The sequence below is a fragment of the Brevundimonas balnearis genome, from assembly GCF_042434805.1.
Lineage (GTDB): Bacteria > Pseudomonadota > Alphaproteobacteria > Caulobacterales > Caulobacteraceae > Brevundimonas > Brevundimonas balnearis.
In genome coordinates this window covers 387,057-405,497 of record NZ_JBHLSW010000007.1, presented here as the reverse complement: position 1 = coordinate 405,497, position 18,441 = coordinate 387,057, and the positions used below count along the sequence as shown (strand labels likewise).

The 18,441-nt window shown below is 70.4% G+C and carries 19 protein-coding genes; 4 read left to right on the top strand and 15 right to left on the bottom strand.

Annotated elements, in window-relative coordinates; all coding sequences use genetic code 11:
• Positions 1-59: 59 nt before the first annotated feature.
• Positions 60-242, top strand: a complete 183-nt coding sequence (locus ACFFGE_RS11800; RefSeq protein WP_376836600.1) for a CsbD family protein — start codon at positions 60-62, stop codon at positions 240-242.
• A gap of 3 nt (positions 243-245) precedes the next feature.
• Here the strand turns inward: ACFFGE_RS11800 and ACFFGE_RS11795 are convergent, their stop codons facing one another.
• The 5 genes from ACFFGE_RS11795 to ACFFGE_RS11775 are packed head-to-tail and all read right to left on the bottom strand — an operon-like array spanning position 246 to position 3,244.
• Positions 246-659, bottom strand: coding sequence for a hypothetical protein (locus ACFFGE_RS11795; protein ID WP_376836599.1), 414 nt, complete (start codon positions 657-659; stop codon positions 246-248).
• 44 nt (positions 660-703) lie between these two features.
• Positions 704-1,894, bottom strand: a complete 1,191-nt coding sequence (locus tag ACFFGE_RS11790) for a vWA domain-containing protein (RefSeq protein ID WP_376836598.1) — start codon at positions 1,892-1,894, stop codon at positions 704-706.
• Positions 1,894-2,244 (bottom strand): HepT-like ribonuclease domain-containing protein, encoded by a 351-nt coding sequence (locus ACFFGE_RS11785; RefSeq protein ID WP_376836597.1) that lies wholly within the window; start codon positions 2,242-2,244, stop codon positions 1,894-1,896. Before ACFFGE_RS11785 ends, ACFFGE_RS11790 begins: the two co-directional genes overlap by 1 nt.
• Entirely contained in the window at positions 2,234-2,521 is a 288-nt protein-coding gene (locus ACFFGE_RS11780) for a nucleotidyltransferase family protein (RefSeq protein ID WP_376836596.1), read from the bottom strand. Before ACFFGE_RS11780 ends, ACFFGE_RS11785 begins: the two co-directional genes overlap by 11 nt.
• Positions 2,522-2,569: 48 nt before the next feature.
• Complete coding sequence (locus tag ACFFGE_RS11775) at positions 2,570-3,244, bottom strand: nitroreductase family protein (RefSeq protein ID WP_376836595.1); 675 nt, start codon at positions 3,242-3,244, stop codon at positions 2,570-2,572.
• 118 nt (positions 3,245-3,362) lie between these two features.
• Between ACFFGE_RS11775 and ACFFGE_RS11770 the strand changes: the two genes are divergently transcribed.
• The gene (locus ACFFGE_RS11770; RefSeq protein WP_376836594.1) at positions 3,363-4,982 is read left to right on the top strand and encodes a serine hydrolase; all 1,620 of its coding nucleotides are present in this window, start codon (positions 3,363-3,365) and stop codon (positions 4,980-4,982) included.
• 155 nt (positions 4,983-5,137) lie between these two features.
• Here the strand turns inward: ACFFGE_RS11770 and arsC are convergent, their stop codons facing one another.
• The 10 genes from arsC to ACFFGE_RS11720 form a co-directional block, all read right to left on the bottom strand.
• A complete protein-coding gene (arsC, locus tag ACFFGE_RS11765; RefSeq protein ID WP_376836593.1) occupies positions 5,138-5,545 on the bottom strand; it encodes an arsenate reductase (glutaredoxin) in 408 nt (135 codons plus the stop codon).
• Entirely contained in the window at positions 5,542-6,597 is a 1,056-nt protein-coding gene (gene arsB / locus ACFFGE_RS11760) for an ACR3 family arsenite efflux transporter (RefSeq protein WP_376836592.1), read from the bottom strand. Before arsB ends, arsC begins: the two co-directional genes overlap by 4 nt.
• Entirely contained in the window at positions 6,594-6,950 is a 357-nt protein-coding gene (locus ACFFGE_RS11755; protein ID WP_376836591.1) for an ArsR/SmtB family transcription factor, read from the bottom strand. Before ACFFGE_RS11755 ends, arsB begins: the two co-directional genes overlap by 4 nt.
• A 41-nt stretch (positions 6,951-6,991) precedes the next feature.
• Entirely contained in the window at positions 6,992-9,142 is a 2,151-nt protein-coding gene (locus ACFFGE_RS11750; protein WP_376836590.1) for an amylo-alpha-1,6-glucosidase, read from the bottom strand.
• Positions 9,143-9,201: 59 nt separating this feature from the next.
• Positions 9,202-10,314, bottom strand: coding sequence for a glycosyltransferase family 4 protein (locus ACFFGE_RS11745; RefSeq protein ID WP_376836589.1), 1,113 nt, complete (start codon positions 10,312-10,314; stop codon positions 9,202-9,204).
• 82 nt (positions 10,315-10,396) lie between these two features.
• Complete coding sequence (locus ACFFGE_RS11740) at positions 10,397-10,822, bottom strand: SPFH domain-containing protein (protein WP_376836588.1); 426 nt, start codon at positions 10,820-10,822, stop codon at positions 10,397-10,399.
• A 53-nt stretch (positions 10,823-10,875) separates the two neighbouring features.
• Entirely contained in the window at positions 10,876-12,060 is a 1,185-nt protein-coding gene (locus ACFFGE_RS11735) for an FAD-dependent oxidoreductase (protein WP_376836587.1), read from the bottom strand.
• Between the two features lie 5 nt (positions 12,061-12,065).
• On the bottom strand, positions 12,066-12,710 hold the full coding sequence (locus ACFFGE_RS11730) for a DUF4893 domain-containing protein (RefSeq protein WP_376836586.1): 645 nt from the start codon (positions 12,708-12,710) through the stop codon (positions 12,066-12,068).
• Positions 12,711-12,788: 78 nt separating this feature from the next.
• The gene (locus tag ACFFGE_RS11725; protein WP_376836584.1) at positions 12,789-13,910 is read right to left on the bottom strand and encodes a response regulator; all 1,122 of its coding nucleotides are present in this window, start codon (positions 13,908-13,910) and stop codon (positions 12,789-12,791) included.
• Positions 13,911-13,967: 57 nt separating this feature from the next.
• A complete protein-coding gene (locus ACFFGE_RS11720; RefSeq protein WP_376836583.1) occupies positions 13,968-14,777 on the bottom strand; it encodes a DUF4167 domain-containing protein in 810 nt (269 codons plus the stop codon).
• Between the two features lie 361 nt (positions 14,778-15,138).
• Between ACFFGE_RS11720 and ACFFGE_RS11715 the strand changes: the two genes are divergently transcribed.
• Together ACFFGE_RS11715 and ACFFGE_RS11710 are read left to right on the top strand one after the other, a co-directional pair.
• Positions 15,139-17,217, top strand: a complete 2,079-nt coding sequence (locus ACFFGE_RS11715; protein WP_376836582.1) for a TonB-dependent siderophore receptor — start codon at positions 15,139-15,141, stop codon at positions 17,215-17,217.
• Positions 17,217-18,440 (top strand): PepSY-associated TM helix domain-containing protein, encoded by a 1,224-nt coding sequence (locus tag ACFFGE_RS11710; protein ID WP_376836581.1) that lies wholly within the window; start codon positions 17,217-17,219, stop codon positions 18,438-18,440. The genes ACFFGE_RS11715 and ACFFGE_RS11710 overlap by 1 nt, the downstream gene beginning before the upstream one ends.
• Position 18,441 lies beyond the last annotated feature (1 nt).

The window sequence follows — 18,441 nt, the reverse complement described above, 5'->3', positions numbered from 1 at the left end:
TTCCGCGACGCGCTCTTTCCGGGACGCCGCATCAGCGGATTCCCAGCATGGAGAGCGAGATGAACACCGATCGTATCGAAGGCGCCGGCAAGCAGACCGAAGGCAAGCTCAAGGAAGGCGTCGGCAAGCTGACCGGCGACGAGAAGCTGAAGGCCGAAGGCAAGATGGACCAGGTCGAAGGCAAGGTTCAGAACGCCGTCGGGGGAGCCAAGGACGCCCTCAAGGGCGACGGCCGCCACTGACGATCAATCGTCGTCTCCGCCGAACAGGGTGATCGAGACCCCTCGCTCCTCACTCTGTCCGACCGGGCGGCAATCCGACGAGAAGCCCTCGGACGTCACGCGGTTGGAGCAGTCCTGTTCGACGAGAACGGGACCGTCCGACCGCGCGGCGCGCCGCTGAGGCCCGCACACGACCCCGCCGCCCGCGTCAGCAGGCCGGCAGTCCTCCACCGCCGCCGGGCGCAGCGCCGGCGGCAGGTCGTCGCCCAGCTCCGCGAGCAGCAAGCTCCGCACCCTCGCCTGACAGGCCTCCAGGGGCTCGTCTCCCCGGATCATCGGACTGCATTGCGCGCGCTCGTAGCCGAAGGGATTCTCGCGCGCCCATTCCGGCAGGGCGGCGGGAGTCTGGATCAGCAGGGCGAGGGCGAGGATCAGCATGGCGGGCTCCTTCATCGAGACCCTATCAGAGCCGTCCCCTCGCGTCAGCGGACCAAGGCGCGCATGGCGCCGTCCAGCCCCTGGAGCGTCAGCGGGAACATGCGCTCTTCCATGACCTCGCGGATCAGGCCGACGGAGGCGGTGAAGCGCCAGTGGCGTTCGGCCACCGGGTTCAGCCAGACGGAGCGCTCCCACTGACGCACGGCGCGGTTCAGCCAGACGGCGCCCGCCTCCTCGTTCCAGTGCTCGACCGAGCCGCCGGGCATGGTGACTTCATAGGGGCTCATGGTGGCGTCGCCGACGAAGATCGCGCGCCAGTCGCCGGGATACTTGTTCAGCAGCTCCCAGGTCGGCGTGCGCTCCGAATGGCGACGGCGGTTGTCCTTCCAGACGCCTTCGTAGAGGCAGTTGTGGAAGTAGAAGAACTCCAGGTTCTTGAACTCCGAACGGGCGGCCGAGAACAGCTCCTCGCAGAGCTTGACGTGCGCGTCCATGGACCCGCCGACGTCGAGGAACAGCAGCACCTTGATCGTGTTGCGCCGCTCGGGCCGCATGCGGATGTCCAGCCAGCCCTGGCGGGCGGCGCCGTCGATGGTGCCGTCGATGTCCAGTTCGTCCGGCGCGCCCTGGCGGGCGAAGCGGCGCAGGCGGCGCAGCGCCACCTTGATGTTGCGGGTGCCCAGCTCGACCGTATCGTCGAGGTTGCGATACTCGCGCTTCTCCCAGACCTTCACCGCCCGGCCCTGTTTCGCCGGGCCGCCAATGCGGACGCCCTCGGGATTGTAGCCGCCGTGGCCGAAGGGACTGGTCCCGCCCGTGCCGATCCACTTCGAGCCGCCCTCGTGACGGCCCTTCTGCTCCTCCAGCCGTTGGCGCAGCGTGTCCATGAGCTTGTCGAAGCCGCCGAGCGCCTCGATCTCGGCCTTCTCCTCGTCGGTGAGGTATTTCTCGTTCAGCAGCCGAAGCCAGTCCTCGGGGATGTCGGCGGAGACTTCCTCCCCGGCGCCGACCCGCTCCAGCCCCTTGAAGACCTCGGCGAAGACGACATCGAAGCGGTCGTAGTGCTTCTCGTCCTTGACCAGCACCGCGCGCGACAGGTGGTAGAAGTCATCCACCGCCATCCCGGTCCCGGGGCCCACGACCCCGCGATCCATGGCCTCCATCAGGTGGAGCCATTCCTTCATCGACACCGGCACGCGCCGGTCCCTGAGCGCGGAGAAGAAGGGCAGGAGCATCAGTCGAAGGTCTCAGGCGGCGGCGGCTCCGGCAACTCCGCCCTCAGTCGCGGGGCGTCCTCCGTCGCGATGGTCCGGAGCAGATGCCAGTCGATGCGACGATACTCGTGGGCGATGAGATTGCGTAGCCGTTTGGCGAAGCCCCATGCGATCCCGGGGTGCGCGGATTGCATCGCGGGACTGACTTTCCCGGCCGCTTCGCCCACCATTACGAAGAACATGGCCACGGCGTGTGGCTTCGCCGGGTCGGCCAGGAACACGTCGCGGTCCTGACCCGCCACGAGCGTGGCGATCTGGTCCAGCCTCAGGCGCATCTCCCGGATCAGCGCGGCGTCCTTCTCAGACCACAAGCGCGTCACGCTCCACGGAGTGCTTGATGTAGGGGTTCTCGATCGATCGCGCGGTCATCATCTCCACGCGCGCGCCCAGCCGATCGCCGAGTTCGTCCTCGATGCCGAAGAACCGGAAGCCCAGGGGCTTGGTCATCTCCACCAGCAGATCGACGTCGCTGTCCGGTCCGGCCGCATCGCGGGCGTAGCTGCCGAACAGGCGCACGTTGACGATGCCCTGTTCTTCCAGCCAGGGCTTCAGCTCTCGCAGTTTGGACAGCAGCTCGTCGCGGGTCATCGCCGCATTGTAGAACGCGCGCCGCCGAATGCGAACGCGCGCGCCGCCTCAGACCCGCGCGGCGATGGCGTCCAGCGGCTTCTTGTCCAGCGCCGCCAGCGGCACGGTCGCGTCCGGGGCGGGGTGTCCCGCGACCAACAGCAGGAACGGCTTCTCGTTCGCGGGCCGGCCGCAGATCTCGCTGAGGAAGCTCATGGGAGCGGGGGTGTGGGTCAGGGTGGCCAGACCGGCTTGGTGCAGCGCCGCGATCAGAAATCCCGTGGCGATGCCGACGCTCTCGGCGACATAGTAGTTCTTCCTGTCGTCCCCCGGCCTCGGCCCGCCGCGCTTCTGGGCGAAGACGGCGATCAGAACCGGCGCGACCTCGAGGAAGCTCTTGTCGGGGTCGGTGCCGAGCGGGGCCAGCGCGTCCAGCCATTCCTGAGACGCCTTCTCGGCGTAGAAGGCGCGTTCCTCGGCCTCGGCCGCCTCGCGCACCTGGCGGCGGGCGTCGGGGCTGTCGATGACGCTGAAGAACCAGGGCTGGTGGTTGGCGCCCGAGGGCGCGCTCCCGGCGGCCAGTATGGCCTGATCCACGATCTCGCGCGGCACCGGCCGGTCGCTGAACTCGCGCACCGTCCGCCGCTTCGACAGCCAGTCGCGAAACGCGACGACCCGCGCGATCCGCTCCTCGTCGCTCCACTCCGGAAGCGGGGGCAGGGGGGTGCGGGGGTGATCCTTCATGGCGGTCCCGATCGGCTGACATCGTCGGTCTAGAGGGCGACCCCCTTTCGCCGCAAGCGGGCTTGGCCGTCCCGGGCGCGGCGCGCTAGCGTGGCGCTCGAACTTCAGAGGTCCGTCCATGCCGCTTTCGTTGAACCGCCGCGCCGCCCTGACCGGAGCGGGTCTCGCCGGCGCAGCCGCCGTCGTGCCGTTCCGCGCCTGGGCCCAGGAGGCGGCGACGACGCACGGGCTGGCCGAAGCGGTCGACGCCTATGTGCGGCGCTGTCTTGAGGCCTTCCCCGACCAGCCCGGCCTGTCGGTCGCGGTGGTCAAGGATGGGGCCGACGTCCTGACGCGCGGCTATGGCGGGCGCCGGATCGGCGGGCCCGCCGACGTGGATGAGCGCACCCTGTTCGCCATCGCCTCCAACACCAAGAACGTCACCGCCGCCGCGCTGGCGATCCTGGTCGACGAGGGCAAGGTCAAGTGGGACGAGCCGGTCAGGACCTATCTGCCGGGCTTCACCCTGTCGGATCCCTTCATCGGCGAGCGGATCACGGTGCGCGACACCCTCAGCCACCGCGCCGGGTTCGGCCTGGGCGCCGGGGACCTGCTGTTCTGGCCGAACAGCGACCGGACCCGCGCCGAGATCATGGCGGCGATCCCGCACGTGCCGATCGAGCACGGGTTCCGGGCGGGCTACCACTACTGCAACCTGATGTTCGTCGTGGCCGGCGAGATCGTCGCCGCCGCCTCCGGGATGCCGTGGGAGACCTTCGTCCAGACCCGCATCCTGGACCGTGTGGGCATGGCCGACACCGTGCCGTTCACCAGCCGGGCGGACCCGGCGAGGTCGGCGCTGCCGCATGGGCGTATCGGGCCGCCGCTGCGCTATCAGGGCGAGATGGTGCTGCTGGAGGACTCCATCGCCGGCATCTGGAACTGGGACGCGGCGGGCGCGGCGGGCGCCTTCGCCTCAAACGCCGTGGACTGGGCCAGGTGGATGAAGGTGCGGCTGGCGATGGGCGAGCTGCCGGACGGCTCCCGGCTGTTCTCGCAGGCGGCGGCGCGCGAGATGTTCCGCCCCAATGTGATCTCGGGGTCGTCCGAGGGGCCGACGGCGGAGTTGCCGGGTCGCGCCATCACCTCCACCTATGCGATGGGCTGGTCGGTGCAGGACTATCGCGGCGAGCGCTTCATCACCCACGGCGGCGGGTCGCCGGGCGGCATCTCGGCGACGGTCCTGCTGCCGGGTCGTAACGCCGGCTTCTCGATCTTCTCCAACGCCGAGGAGAGCTTCCTGCTTCGGGCGCTGCGCAGCGGCATCGCCGACATCGTCATGGACAAGACCGGCTTCGACTGGATCGCCGACAGCAAACGGATCGAGGCGGAGGGCAGGCAGCGGTCTCTGGCGGCCGCGCGTGAGATCGACGCCAAGCAGGCGGCCGGCGCCCCGCCGTCCTTGCCGCTGTCGGCCTACGCCGGGACCTGGCGCGATCCCTGGTACGGCGACATCGTGATCTCCGAGCGGAACGGGGGCCTGTGGCTCGACTTCACCCGATCCTACGCCCTGAAGGGGCCCCTTGAGCCGTACGACGGCGAGACGATGCGCACCCGCTTCCCCGACAAGCGCGAGGAGGACGCCTTCGTCACCTTCGAGCTGGAGGGCGGCCGCCCGGTGCGCGCCACGCTGAAGGGCGTCAGTCCCGACATCGACTTCAGCTACGACTATCAGGACCTGAGGCTGGTACGCACCTGATCCCTTCTCCCCCCGGGGGAGAAGGTGGGCCGCGGCGCGGCTCGGATGAGGGGGCTGTGTCAGCTCGCTCGCCGTCCGACGATGAGCGTGGGCTGGGCTTCCCCCTCATCCGTCATGCTGCGCATGCCACCTTCTCCCCCAAGGGGAGAAGGATCTCACAGTCTGACCACCTCGCCGTCCTCCTTGGTGAAGGTCTCCGGGCGCCGGTCCAGCACCTCGAACACGCGCTCGGAGGGGCGGGCCAGGACGACGCCCAGCGGGGTCACGACGATCGGCCGGTTCACCAGGATCGGATGAGCGACCATCGCATCGAGGAGGGTGTCGTCCGACACGCCGTCGTCCAGCAGGCCCAGCTCGGCGGCGGGCGTGCCCTTCTCGCGCAGGACGTCGCGGGGGGAAGCGCCCATGCGGGCCAGGAGATCTGTCAGCTGGTCGCGGGTCCAGCCGGCCTTCAGGTACTCGACCACCTCCGGCGTCAGGCCCACGCCCTGAACCGCCGCCACCACGTTGCGCGAGGTGCCGCAGGCCGGGTTGTGGAAGATGGTGACGGGAAAGTCGCTCATGCGGACTCCTTCAGGGCGTTGCGGCGGACGGCGGCGCCGGCCTCGTACCAGCCGCGGCTGCGGTTCACGATCCAGACGACGGACAGCATCACAGGCACTTCGATCAGCACCCCGACCACGGTCGCCAGCGCCGCGCCCGACTGGATGCCGAACAGGCTGATGGCGGCGGCGACGGCCAGCTCGAAGAAGTTGGAGGCGCCGATCAGGGCCGAGGGGCCGGCCACGTTGTGGGCCTCGCCCGCCATCCGGTTGCCGAGATAGGCGAGGCCCGAGTTCAGATAGACCTGGATGAGGATCGGCACGGCGAGCAGCGCGATGACCAGCGGCTGGGCCAGGATCTGCTCACCCTGGAAGGCGAACAGCAGGACCAGGGTGGCCAGAAGCGCCGCGATCGACAGCGGCCCCAGCCGCGTCAGCGCCCGGTCCAGCGCGCCTTCGCCGCGCGCCAGCAGCAGGCGGCGGACCACCTGGGCGAGCAGGACCGGGATGACGATGTAGAGCAGCACCGAAAGCAGCAGGGTGTCCCACGGCACCACGATCGCGGCGATGCCGAGCAGGAGGCCGACGATCGGCGCGAAGGCGACGATCATGATGGCGTCGTTCAGCGCCACCTGGGTCAGGGTGAAGTGCGGCTCGCCGTCGGTCAGACGGCTCCACACGAAGACCATGGCGGTGCAGGGCGCGGCGGCCAGCAGGATCAGCCCGGCGATGTAGCTCTCGATCTGGGCCTCGGGGAGCCAGGGCCGGAACAGCCAGCCGATGAACACCCAGGCCAGAAGCGCCATGGAGAAGGGTTTGACCGCCCAGTTGACGAGAAGCGTCACCGCGATGCCGCGCCAGTGACGACCGACCTGCCCCAGCGCCGCGAAGTCGATGCGCAGCAACATCGGGATGATCATCAGCCAGACCAGCACCGCGACGGGCAGATTGACCCGCGCGACCTCGGCCCGGGCGATGGCGGCGAAGAGGTCCGGCGCCAGCGCGCCGAGCGCGATGCCGACGACGATGCAGAGCGCCACCCAAAGGCTGAGCCAGCGTTCGAACAGGGTCATGCGCGGGCCTCCGGCCGACCGCAGGCGGCGGTCCTCAGAACATCGGAAAGGGGAGCGCAGACTTCCGGCGCGCCCTGGCAGCAGTCGGCGGCCAGATAGGCCAGCAGCTCGGCCATCCGCTCGGTGTCGGCGGCGTAGACGATGTGGCGGCCCTCGCGGCGCGACTGGACCAGACCGGCCTGGGCGAGCACGGCCAGGTGCGTCGACGTCGTGTTGGCCGGCGCCTGCAACGCCCGCGCCACGTCGCCCGCGAACATCCCGTCCCGTCCCGCCCGGACGAGATGGCGAAAGGCGGACAGGCGTCCGGGGTGGGCGAGGGCGGACAGGGCGACGACCGCATCTGACGATTCCATATTCCGGGAAATAAAGAATCGTCGTGTCGGAGGCAAGCTGCCTATCGCACCGTCGTGACCCTCAGCGGTCCTGTCCGATTGCGGGGCGAGACGACGACGTGCCCGTCGACACGGCTGAAGTGCAGGTCCAGCGACGCGTCGCCGACGGTGAGCGATTCGGCTGTCAGGCGATCCAGGCCGTGCGGCAGGATCGGGTCGTGGATGCGGACCTCGCCCTCGATGGCGTCGATCTGCACGCCGAGCGCCGCTTGCAGCATCAGGAACACCGAGCCCGCGGCCCAGGCCTGGGGCAGGCAGGCGACGGGATAGGCGATGGGCGGCTCGCCGACCGACTTGGGAAAGCCGCAGAACAGCTCGGGCAGACGGTTGTGAAAGTGGGTCGCAGCCTCGTGCAGCTCCTCCAGCAGCAGCCGGGCGGCGTCCTTGTCGCCGTATCCGGCCATGCCGGCGGCGGCGAAGGCGACATCGTGGGGCCAGACCGAGCCGTTGTGGTAGCTCATCGGGTTGTAGCGGGGCTGACCCTCGGCGAGCGTGCGGACGCCCCAGCCGCTGCGGAAGGCGCCCGACATCAACCGTCGCGAGACCTGGCGCGCGCGATCCGGCGCGGGCAGGCCGGAGAACAGCAGGTGCCCGGCGTTGGACGTCAGCGCCTCGCAAGGGCGTCCGTCGCCGTCCAGGGCCACCGCGTAGAAGCCGGCGTCCGGCATCCAGAAACGATCCTCGACCAGCGACCGGACCGCCTCCGCCCGCGCCGCATAGGCCCCGCCGTCGCCGAGGTTCAGCAGGCGCTCCAGATCCGCCATCGCCCGCCAGGCCATGAAGGCGTAGCCCTGAACCTCCACCAGGGCGACGGGGCCCTTGGGGAAGCGGCCGTCGCGGTCGAAGATGGAATCCTCGGAGTCCTTCCAGCCCTGGTTCGACAGGCCCGTCTCGGCCGCGCGGGCGTAGTCGATCAGGCCGTCGCCGTTGGAGTCCCCGCAGGTCGCCATCCATCCCGCGGCGGCCTGGAGGTTCGGCCAGATGGCGCGGACGGTCTCCAGGTCGCCGGTGCGCCGGGCGTAGGCGCCGGCCAGCGCGACGAACAGGCAGGTGGTGTCGACGCCGCCGTAATAGAGGGCGAACGGCACCTCGCCGAGCGCGCTCATCTCGCCCTGGCGGGTCTCGTGCATGATCTTGCCGGGCTGGGAGTCCTGGAAGGCCGAGGTCTCGGTCGCCTGCCGCCCGGCGAGGTAGGTCAGGACCCCCCGCGCCAGCGACGGATCGAGCCACAGCATCTGCCAGGCGGCGATGATCCCGTCCCGCCCGAACGGCGTCGAGAACCAGGGCGTCCCGGCGTAGGGATAGGGGCCGGTGTCCAGATCGGTGGTCAGCAGCGCTATGTCGGCGCGGGACTGGTCCAGCCAGTCGTTGAAGCGCGGACTGCGGGGCCCCCGCAGGCTGGCGCCTCGCCGCCGCTTGCGGCGCATGTGCAGGCGCGCCTCGACCGAGGCGCGGCGGAAGCGGTCTCCATCCGGCGTTTCGCACCGGTCGGCGCCGCATTCGACGTAGAGATCCTGGCGGCGGCCGCGCGGCAGGCTGAACATGAACTCGGCCCGGCGACGGGTCAGCTTGTGCGGAGGCTCGGAGAAGGCGAGGCAGGTCCGCCGGATACGGTCGTCCAGCCCGTGGTAGCTGAAGGCCACGCGGCGGCCGTCCAGCTCCGGTTCGGCGACGCGACCGGTCCGTTCGCGCCGGGTCCCGCGCACCTGGAAGATGTCGGCGAAGTCGGCGTCGTAGTCGTAGGCGATGGGCAGCAAGATGTCGTCCACGCCGTGGTTGACCATCCGCAGCCGCTCATAGAGGCGGCCCTCCCACAGGAAGCGGCGGCGCTCCACGTGCACCACGCCGGCCGGCGCCGAGCGTCCGCCCATCGGCGGCAGGGGTCGGTTGGTCGTGTGGCAGCTGAAGAAGACGTTGTCGGCGCTGACGCCGGAGGTCAGCCGCGACGGCTTGGACAGGCCGATCGTCAGGACGAAGCGGGACAGGATGCGCGTGTCGGCGACGAAGAGGCCGTCGGCGGCGCCCCTCAGGTCGCCCCAGGCGTCGGCCACCAGGAAGGTGTCGCCGGACTTGAGCGCGAGCAGCTGGGACAGGCCCGCGACATCGGCGCTTTCGCCCGCCGCCGACATCGACGTGGAATAGGCGTCGTCCATATGGCCTCGATCCGTCTACGCCCCGCTCCGCCGGCTAAGGGTCAAGCCGTGAAGTCGTTTCAGGCGAGCGTAGCGAAACTGCGCGGTTCGTCGAGGGTTGGGCGGAGGATCTCGGCCGGCGCGACATCCGGTGCGAACGGGCGTCCTGCGAGCTGGGACCCGTAAACGTCGAGATAGCGGCGCGCCATGGCGATGGCCGAAAAGCGCAGCTCGAAGCGCGCGCGGATGGCCTCGCGGTCCAGTTCCGCGACGCGCGCGGTCGCGGCCACGGCCTCCTCCATGGTGTCGACCAGGAAACCGGTCTCGCCGTCCTCGATGACCTCGGGCGTCGAGCCGCAGCGGAAGGCGACCACGGGCGTGCCGCAGGCCATCGCCTCGATCATCACCAGGCCGAAGGGCTCGGGCCAGTCGATGGGAAACAGCAGCGCATCGGCGCCGCCCAGGAAGGCGGACTTCTGGTGGTCGCCGATCTCGCCGACGAACTCGACCAGCGGGTTGGACAGGACCAGGGGCTGGATCACCGTCTCCCAATAGACCTTGTCGGCGGCGTCGATCTTGGCCGCGATCTTCAGGCGCCGGCCGAGCGTGGTGGCGATCTCGATGGCGCGGTCCGGCCGCTTCTCCGGCGAGATGCGGCCCAGGAACGCCAGATAGCCGTCGGAGCGGGCCGAGGGCTCGTAGATGTCGGGCCGCATGCCGTGCTGGACCGTCGCCACCCAGTTGGCGTCCGGCAACGGACGGCGCTGATCGTCGGAGATCGAGACCAGCGGATATTGCCGCCACTTGGCGTAGACCGCCGGCAGGTCCTTCAGGTCCAGACGGCCGTGCAGGGTCGTCAGGGTGCGATCCGCGAACCGCTCGAAGAACGGGAAGTGAATCATGTCGGTGTGGAAGTGGATCACGTCGAACTGGTCGGCGCGCGCCAGCACCTCGGACAACTGCGCCATGTGGGCGGCGAGGTCGGATTTCAGCGGCGCGGGGTCCAGCCGGATCGCCTGGTCGCGCACAGGGATCAGGCGCGCCCGGGTCCGGGCGTCTGCCGAGGCGAACAGGGTGACGTCGTGGCCGAGATCGACCAGCGCATCCGTCAGGTGGGCGACCACGCGTTCGGTCCCGCCGTACAGGCGCGGCGGAACGGCTTCGTACAGGGGAGCAACCTGCGCAATCTTCATCGGTATTCGGGCTCCTGCGGCATGCCGGCGGCACGGCGCTTAATGGCCGAAAACCGCAGTCGTTCCATCAGATATCGACGGTTCAGGGGGCGCCGCCCCCACCTGTCCTCTGGCCCGCCCTCTGGCCCGCCTCCAGAATGGGCATGCCGGCTTCGGTCGGGATGTAGATGATCTGGCGATCCTGCTGGTCCGCCGTCTCACGCAGCATGTCGATATAGGCCCAGCGCAGGTAGTTTTCGGGCCCGCCCAGGCTCTCGGCCATGATGCGGTTGGCCTCGTTGGTGCCGCGCGCCCGCTCGATCTCCGCCTGGGCGGTCAGGCGCGCGGAGTCCAGGGCCGCCTGCGCCTCCAGCACCCGGATGCGGCGGTCCTGCACCGCCTGCTCATAGGCGGCGCGCCCGGCCATCTGCTTGCGATAGACGTTGTAGGTGGGCAGGGCCCAAAGGGCGAGGGCGGCCAGCGCCAGCCCCACCAGACCTAGAACGATCGTCGCGGTCACGCCACGCATCAGCTTTCCTCCCTCATCCTGGGCGCAAGCAAAGCGTCAGCGGCGCGCGCCGGTCAAGGACGAGGATCGAGCAGCAGGCCCGACACGGTCGCCGCAAGCAGGCGGGCGGCCCCGGGCGCGCGCGCGATGCGGCCCAGCACGTGGTCCCGAACCCAGGGCAGCAGCTTGCCGTCCGCCTGGTAGAAGGGGGTGAAGACCAGGCTCAGCGCCTGGTACAGCCGGATGTGCCAGCGTCGCGCCGCCGCATAGGCCCACAGCGCCCGATCGCGATCGGCTTCGCGCTCCACCGCTTCCGCCAGGCCGAAGGCGTCAAGCAGGCCCATGTTCACCCCCTGACCCAGCTGGGGGCTGGTGGCGTGGGCGGCGTCGCCGATGGCCGCCAGGCCCGGTGCGACCGGCAGGGCCAGGGTGTGATGGCCGTAGCGCGCGAGCGTCAGTTGATCCGGGGTGGTGATCCCCTCGAGCACCGGCGCGCAGGCCGGCCAGAAGGCGAGCACCTCGGCCTTCCAGGCCTCGAGCCCCGCGTCGCGCCAGCGGGCGTGATCGGCGGTCTTCAGGCTCCAGAAGAAGGTGGCGAGCGCTTGGGGCGCGTCCGGCCGGCGACCGACGGGCAGGACGCCGATCATCTTGTCGGCCGCGCGATACACCTGCTGCAAAGCCGACGGATCGAAATCGGCCGTTCGCGGCCAGGGCGTGGTGGCCCAGAGGGCACCGAACGCCAGCGCCCGCCGACGGGCGCCCAACCTCCGCTCGGCGATGAGGGAGCGGGCGCCGGTGGCGTCCACCACGAGGTCGAAACGAGGCGTTCGACGACCGTCCGCGGCGATCAGCCGGCCCTCGTCCGCGTCCACGGCGGTGAAGCCCGCCTCGAACCGGACCCCGCTCTGGAGCGCCGCGCGATGGAGCACGTCGAACAGGGCCGCGCGATGCACCCCCAGCGCCGCCTCCGAGCGCCTGAGGTGGGCGTAGCTGACGTCCAGGACGAGATCGCCGGTCGGATGACGGCGGCCGACGATATGCGTCAACGGCTGTCCCAGCGCGCGGATCTCGGCCTCAAGCCCCAGGGCGCGCATGACCGCCAGCCCCGTGGGCTGCAGCATGAAGCCCGCGCCGACCGGCGCCGGGGCGTCGAACCGTTCGTGCATCACCACCTCCCGCCCCTGACGCGCCAAGGCGATGGCGGCGGCTAGCCCCGCCGGGCCCGCGCCCGCGACGGCGATGGTGTGCGGCCTGGACACGCGGATCAGGCGGGAACGAGCTCGATCAGGTCGAGGTTGGACTCCGTCTGCGGCCACGGGATCGCTAGGCGCCAGCGGGCGGGTCCGATGCGCTCCAGCAACGCCACCATGTCGCGGTCGGGCCGCTGGCCGTAGGAGTTGGCGGGCGGCTCGGCGCCGAGCGCGAGAGAGCCCAGGAAGATCATGCGCTCGCCGTTCTCGGGAAACAGCAGGCCGGCGGGGTTCTGGGAGCCCGTCAGCTTGGAGAACTTCAGGCCGTTGGGCGTCTGCTCGATGCGGCAGCGGAACCAGCCGTAGACGACGTAGCCCAGCCCCTCCTCGCCGCTCTGGGAGCCCAGCTTGACGGTGCGGCAGCGGTAGTCGCCGACCGGCGGCGTCACGTTCGGCAAGGCCGCGCGCGGCTGAAGCAGATCGCCCACGGAGGCGAGATCGCCGGAGCCTTCCTGACGCCGCGCCTGCTCCAGGGCGAGCTCCCAGGCGGCGTCGATGCGGTTCAGGCGGTCGCGATCGAAGCTGGTGATGACGCCGCGCCAGTCGCGCAGCACCGGGCCCGACATGCCCGGGCCGGGGGGCGGCGGGGGCGGCGGGGGCGCGGCGGTGGCGCAGGCCGACACGAGCAGCAGCGAAGCGAGGATCAGGGAACGGCGCATGGAGCCTCCGGCATGTCCGGCGCCCTTATCGCCCGCGCGCTCCGGCCGGTTCAAGCCTGAGCATCGCCGCGCCGCCGTTCAGGCCGCATGGGCGGCCTCGTGGTCGCCGAGGTGCGCCGCCAGCACAGCGAGCAGGGCGGGCAGCTCGAGCGGCTTGGTCAGCCAGGCGGCGAACCCCGCCTCAGCCCCGCGCCGGGCGTGGCGGGCGGCGGCGTTGGCGGTCAGGGCGGCGACGGGAATGTTCCGCGTCATCGGATCGTCCGCCAGCGCGCGACGCACCGCCCAGCCGTCCATGTCCGGCAGATTGATGTCGAGCAGGATGAGGTCCGGCATCAGCTCCCGGGCCAGCACCAGGCCGGCCGCGCCCGTCGGCGCCGCGTACAGGCGCGCGCATTCCACGCAGGCCTGAAGGATCTGGCGCACCAGGGCGACATTGGCGGGGTTATCCTCGATGTACAGGACGACGCCGCGGCTCCCGAGGCGATCACGAGCGAGACCGGGAAGGTCCAGCGTGGTCCGCGCCGATGTCACCTCCAGCACCGCGTTCCAGCCCGAGAGCGCACGACGGACCTCGGTCAGCGTCCGGGGCTCCATCGCCACTGGCGGCAGCGAGACACGCGCGCCGTCCACGAGCGGTTCGATCCCGACCTCGAGCCGCTCGCCGGGCCGGGCGACGTGCAGCGCGGCGCGAAGCAGATCGATCAGCGCGGTCGCCAGCCGCGCCTCGTCGGCCAGGACGACGACGCCGGCGCGCGGCCTGGGGGGGATGACGCGCGGATCGCCGAGCTCGCGGATCACCCGGCTCAGCACCACGCCGGGGTCGATGCGGCGCAGCCCTCCCGGCGCGCCTTCGTCGGTGAAGGCGTTCTCGATGAGCTCCTTCAGGCGCGCGGCGGCGGCGGAAACCCGCTCGACCGCTTCGGTCTGGCGGCGGTCGAGCCGCCCGGCGCGCGCATCGCGCGCCAGCCCCTCGCAGAAGCCGACGACCGCGTTCAGCGGCGTGCGAAGCTCGTGCGCCAGCCGGTCGAGGCGATCGTCGAGCGCGCGGCGTTCGATCGCCGCGGACGCCTCCGCCGACGCCCCCTGGGCGACCGCGCGGGCGAGGGCGGCTTCAAGCTCGTCGATGCGCCGTTGTCGGATGTCCGGTCGGCGACGTGACCCGGCCAGGGCGGCCTCGAACAAGCTCTTCAGCGCACGCATGGGCGGTCCTCCCACCCCGCAGGATGGGCGTCACACCTTTAAGTTGCGTGAAGAGGATTATTCGTCTGCGGGTTGCGGCGTGCGCGGGCGGCGCGGCGCGCGCTTGCGCGGCGCGGGTTCCGCTTCGCCGTCGTTCTGGGCCGCCGGCGCTTCGGCCACGGACCTGGTCAGGAACCCAGGCAGCGCGGGGCCCTCTTCCTGTTCCGCCTCAATGGCCGCCACCGGCGGCTCCGAAGGGACCGCGGGGACGTCGGCCGCATCGACCTCGTCCTGATCAGCCTCGCCGCGCGAGCCGTCCTCCTGGAAGCGGCGGTTGCGCTCCTCGCGGCGACGCTCCCAGCGTTCGCGGCGGCTCTCGCGCCGACCGCCCTCGCGGGGCTCGCCCTCGCCGCGCGGTTCGCGGGGTTCACGCCCGTCGTCCCCCTCCTGCGCGGCCGGTTGGCGCTCCTGACGCTCCTGGCGCTCCTGCTGCTGGCGCTGGCGAGCCTCCTCGGCCTGCTGCGCCGCCACGAAAGCCGCGGCCTGGGCGCCGCTCTCGTCCTCGAAGTCGATGTCGAAGCCCTGGCTGGACAGCTCGCGCTGGGCGATCTCGGAGACCGGCCGTTGCGGCTGGAGCGCGCGCAGCACGCGGAAATAATGCTCGGCGTGCTGAAGGAAGTTCTCGGCCAGAACCCTGTCGCCGGACGAGGCGGCGTCGCGCGCCAGCTGCATGTAGCGCTCATAGACGGTCTGGGCGTTGCCCCGGACCTTCATGTTCTCGGGGCCTTGGGAGTCCCACGACCGGTTCGGGTTGGCGTTGTTGCCGCCGCCGCCGCCCGGCTTGCGGTTGCGACCGCGCTGCCGCTTCATGCCCTTGAAATCTCTCATGTGACGCCACCGTGTCGGGGAGCCTGGAACCGTGGACCGATAAGGTCCTGTTCCCGCCTGGTTCGCTGTTCCGCTTCGCTCGGGGCCAATCCCCGGTGTCGATGTGCTCGGAAAACCTGTGTCGCCCGCGTGGTGCGCCGGCCCTAAGGCCGGTCGGCCGTCACGCGTCCCAGCCGCCTTGAAAGGCGAGCCAATCGGCCCGTTCCGTCTGCGTTTGGGTGGGAGACGACACGAGACTTAGCGCGCGCCGCCTCGCATTCCAAGAGGCGCCGACGGAAATCGCCCTGCGGCGTGTTGTTGAGATTGATTTGCAGTGAAGAGAGGCCTATGGCGCTGCATCTCATTCGCAACAGAGATGTCGATGCTCCTCCCCCTCGCGCTCGTCGCCGCCGCCACGCTCCAGGACCCTCAGGCCACGGAGGTCGCGGAGATCGTCGTAACCGCGCCCCAGTACGTGTCGACGGTCGGCCGGTCGGCCACGAAGTCCGAGGCGCCGCTGATCGAGACGCCGCAGTCGATCAGCGTCATCTCGCGCGACCAGATCGAGCTGCTGGGCTGGACCAGCCTGATGCAGGCGGTGCGCTACACCTCGGGCATCACGTCGGAAAACTATGGGCCCGACGAACGCTATGACTGGCTGACGCTGCGCGGCTTCAACCCGGTGCAGTACATCGACGGCCTTCAGGCGCCGGTGGGGTCGGTGTCGAACATCGGCACGGATCTGTACGGATTCGAATCGGTCGAGGTGCTGAAGGGGCCGTCCTCGGTGCTGTATGGGCAGACCCCGCCGGGCGGGTTGGTGAACCTGACCAGCCGGCGGCCGCAGCGCCTGTTCGGCGGCGAGCTCCAGGCGCTGGCCGGCAATCGGTCCCAGCTGCAGCTGGCGGGCGACGTCACCGGGCCGCTCACCGACCGGGTGTCCGGTCGCCTGACCGCCCTGGTGCGGGATCGGGAGACCCAGCTGACCGGCGTGGGCTCCGAACGCACCTACATCGCGCCCGCCGCGACCGTGGCCCTGTCCGACCGCACCGAACTGACGCTGCTCGGCTACTGGCAGAAGGATCTGGTGACCGGCGACGGCGGCGGCTTCCTGCCGGCGCAAGGCGTGGTGTCGCCCAACCCGCTGGGCGAGGTTCCCACCAGCACCAACCTGGGCGAGCCGGACTTCAACCGTTTCGACCGGGAGCAGTCGGGCTACGGCTACGATTTCCGCCACGCCTTCTCGGACGCCTGGTCGTTCCAGCAGAACCTCAAGGTCTTCGCCAACGAGGCCTATCAGACCGGACCCTACGGCACCGGCCTGCTGGACGCGGACGCCGACGGCGTCCCGGACGACTATCGCACCGTGACCCGCTCCCAGTTCGCCTTCCTCGAGGATGTGGACTCGCTCGCCGTCGACAGCCGCGTCGCCGGCCGCTTGGTCACCGGCCCGCTGCGCCACGAGGTGCTGATCGGGCTGGACCATCGCGACACCGACAACCGACAGGCCTCCTATTTCGGCGCCGCGCCGTCGATCGACCTGTTCGACCCGCAGTACGGGGCGGCGATCGTCGAGGGGCCGCTGTTCACCTTCCTGGACCAGACCCAGACGCAGACGGGCCTCTACGTCCAGGATCAGATCCGGGCCGGCGGCTGGGTCGCGACCCTGGGGCTGCGCCAGGACTGGCTGGAGGTGGACGACCGCATCGGGGCCGCCGACAGCGAGGAGGACAAGCTGACCGGCCGCATCGGCCTGAACTACGTCTTCGCCAACGGCGTGGCCCCCTACGTTTCCTACGCCACCTCGTTCCAGCCGGTGGCCGGGGCCGACTTCGACGGCAACCTGTTCCAACCCTCGGAGGGCGAGCAGTGGGAAGCCGGGATCAAGTACGACGGCCGGAACCTGGGGCCGAACATCGACCTGTTCGCCAGCGCCGCCGTCTATGCGCTGACCCAGACCAACGTGCTGACGCCCGATCCCGTGCCCGGCCGACCCTTCTTCAACGTCCAGACCGGGGAGGTCGAGGTGAAGGGGCTGGAGCTCGAGGCGACCGCCCGCATCGACGAGCGCATCAGCCTGAACGCCTCCTACGCCTATACGGACTCCGAAGTGACCCGCTCGAACGGGGCGGACCTCGGCAAACAGCTGACGGTCACCCCGGAGCACAAGGCGTCGGTGTTCGCCGACTACACCTTCCAGACGGGCGCGCTCGCGGGTCTCGGCGCGGGTCTGGGCGTCCGGTACATGGGCGAGAGCTTCGGCGACGGCGCCAACCAGTGGCGCACGCCCAGCTACACCCTGTGGGATGCGGTGGTGCATTACGACTTCGACGACTGGCGGGTGCAGGCCACGGCCTCGAACCTGTTCGATGAGACCTATCTGTCGCGCTGCACCTCCTCGGTTCAGTGCTTCTATGGCTCGCGCGGCCTCTACGCCGTCAGCCTGACGCGCCGGTTCTGATGGCGGGGGCGAGGGCCCGGTTCGACCTGCGCGCTGTGGCCCGTCCGGTCCACCGCTACGTCGGGCTGGCGCTCGCCCTGTTCCTGGTCCTCTCGGGCCTGACCGGCTCGATCCTGGTGTTCCAGCGCGAAGTCGATCAGGCGCTGAACCCGCACCTGTGGCGTATCTCCGCAGACGGGCCGCGCTTGACGCCGGACCAGATCGCGGACCGGATCAGCGCCTGGGATCCGCGCGTCCAGGCCCGCTGGATCCCGATCGAGGATCACGTCGCCCCCGACGTCTGGGTGGATCCGCGCATCGATCCGGCGACGGGCGCGCCCTACGTCGTCGGCTTCAACCAGGTGTTCGTCGATCCGGTCAGCGGCGAGATCAACGGCGCCCGCGCCTATGGACCGTTCGCCCTATCGACCGAGGCCTTCATCCCCTGGCTGGACATGTTCCACCGCACCCTGACGATCCCGGGGATGTGGGGGACGTGGCTGATGGGGCTGGTGGCGCTGGTCTGGGCGTTCGACTGTTTCGTGGGGGCGTATCTGACCCTGCCGAAGGGCGGGCCGTTCTGGCGCAGGTGGGCGCCGGCCTGGAGCCTCAAGCGGGGCGCCTCGGCCGCCCGGCTGACGCTCGACTGGCATCGGGCCGGGGGCCTGTGGCTGTGGGGCGTGCTGCTGATCCTCGCGGTCAGCGGCGTGTCCTTCAATCTGGAGCACCAGGTGTTCGAGCCGGTGGTGTCGATGGTCTCGCCGATCGCGGAGAACCGCTTCGAGCACGCGCCCATGGACTTCGCCAATCCGAAGACGCCCGCCTTCGGCTTCGACGCCGCGATCGAGCGCGCGAGACTGGCGGGCGGAATCCCGACGGCGGTCTCGAGTTCCGGTCTCTACTATGCGCCCGAGATCGGCGGCTACGGCGTGGCGTTCGGCGACGCCTGGGCGCCCGGCATGGGGCCGACCTGGGTCTATGTCGATGGAACCACCGGTGCGCTGATCGAGAAGGTCGTGCCGGGCCAGGGCAACGGCGGCACCGTCTTCGCCCAGGCCCAGCTGCCGCTGCACAGCGGCCGTATCCTGGGACTGCCCGGCCGGCTGATCATCTTCGTCGCCGGCATCGCCACGGCGATGCTGTCGATCACCGGCGTGGCGCTGTGGGCGCGCCGCCGCATCGCGACGCTGAAGGCGGAACGGCGGCGCCGCGCCTACGCGGCCCTGCCGCAGGCCGCCGAGTAGG

What these genes read in the sequence shown, in the direction of transcription:
- ACFFGE_RS11800 (WP_376836600.1), top strand. Translation starts at nt 60, where the DNA reads ATGAACACCGATCGTATCGAAGGCGCCGGCAAGCAGACCGAAGGCAAG.
- ACFFGE_RS11795 (WP_376836599.1), bottom strand. Translation starts at nt 659, where the DNA reads ATGCTGATCCTCGCCCTCGCCCTGCTGATCCAGACTCCCGCCGCCCTG.
- ACFFGE_RS11790 (WP_376836598.1), bottom strand. Translation starts at nt 1,894, where the DNA reads ATGCTCCTGCCCTTCTTCTCCGCGCTCAGGGACCGGCGCGTGCCGGTG.
- ACFFGE_RS11780 (WP_376836596.1), bottom strand. Translation starts at nt 2,521, where the DNA reads ATGACCCGCGACGAGCTGCTGTCCAAACTGCGAGAGCTGAAGCCCTGG.
- ACFFGE_RS11775 (WP_376836595.1), bottom strand. Translation starts at nt 3,244, where the DNA reads ATGAAGGATCACCCCCGCACCCCCCTGCCCCCGCTTCCGGAGTGGAGC.
- ACFFGE_RS11770 (WP_376836594.1), top strand. Translation starts at nt 3,363, where the DNA reads ATGCCGCTTTCGTTGAACCGCCGCGCCGCCCTGACCGGAGCGGGTCTC.
- arsC (WP_376836593.1), bottom strand. Translation starts at nt 5,545, where the DNA reads ATGAGCGACTTTCCCGTCACCATCTTCCACAACCCGGCCTGCGGCACC.
- arsB (WP_376836592.1), bottom strand. Translation starts at nt 6,597, where the DNA reads ATGACCCTGTTCGAACGCTGGCTCAGCCTTTGGGTGGCGCTCTGCATC.
- ACFFGE_RS11755 (WP_376836591.1), bottom strand. Translation starts at nt 6,950, where the DNA reads ATGGAATCGTCAGATGCGGTCGTCGCCCTGTCCGCCCTCGCCCACCCC.
- ACFFGE_RS11750 (WP_376836590.1), bottom strand. Translation starts at nt 9,142, where the DNA reads ATGGACGACGCCTATTCCACGTCGATGTCGGCGGCGGGCGAAAGCGCC.
- ACFFGE_RS11745 (WP_376836589.1), bottom strand. Translation starts at nt 10,314, where the DNA reads ATGAAGATTGCGCAGGTTGCTCCCCTGTACGAAGCCGTTCCGCCGCGC.
- ACFFGE_RS11740 (WP_376836588.1), bottom strand. Translation starts at nt 10,822, where the DNA reads ATGCGTGGCGTGACCGCGACGATCGTTCTAGGTCTGGTGGGGCTGGCG.
- ACFFGE_RS11730 (WP_376836586.1), bottom strand. Translation starts at nt 12,710, where the DNA reads ATGCGCCGTTCCCTGATCCTCGCTTCGCTGCTGCTCGTGTCGGCCTGC.
- ACFFGE_RS11725 (WP_376836584.1), bottom strand. Translation starts at nt 13,910, where the DNA reads ATGCGTGCGCTGAAGAGCTTGTTCGAGGCCGCCCTGGCCGGGTCACGT.
- ACFFGE_RS11720 (WP_376836583.1), bottom strand. Translation starts at nt 14,777, where the DNA reads ATGAGAGATTTCAAGGGCATGAAGCGGCAGCGCGGTCGCAACCGCAAG.
- ACFFGE_RS11715 (WP_376836582.1), top strand. Translation starts at nt 15,139, where the DNA reads ATGCTCCTCCCCCTCGCGCTCGTCGCCGCCGCCACGCTCCAGGACCCT.
- ACFFGE_RS11710 (WP_376836581.1), top strand. Translation starts at nt 17,217, where the DNA reads ATGGCGGGGGCGAGGGCCCGGTTCGACCTGCGCGCTGTGGCCCGTCCG.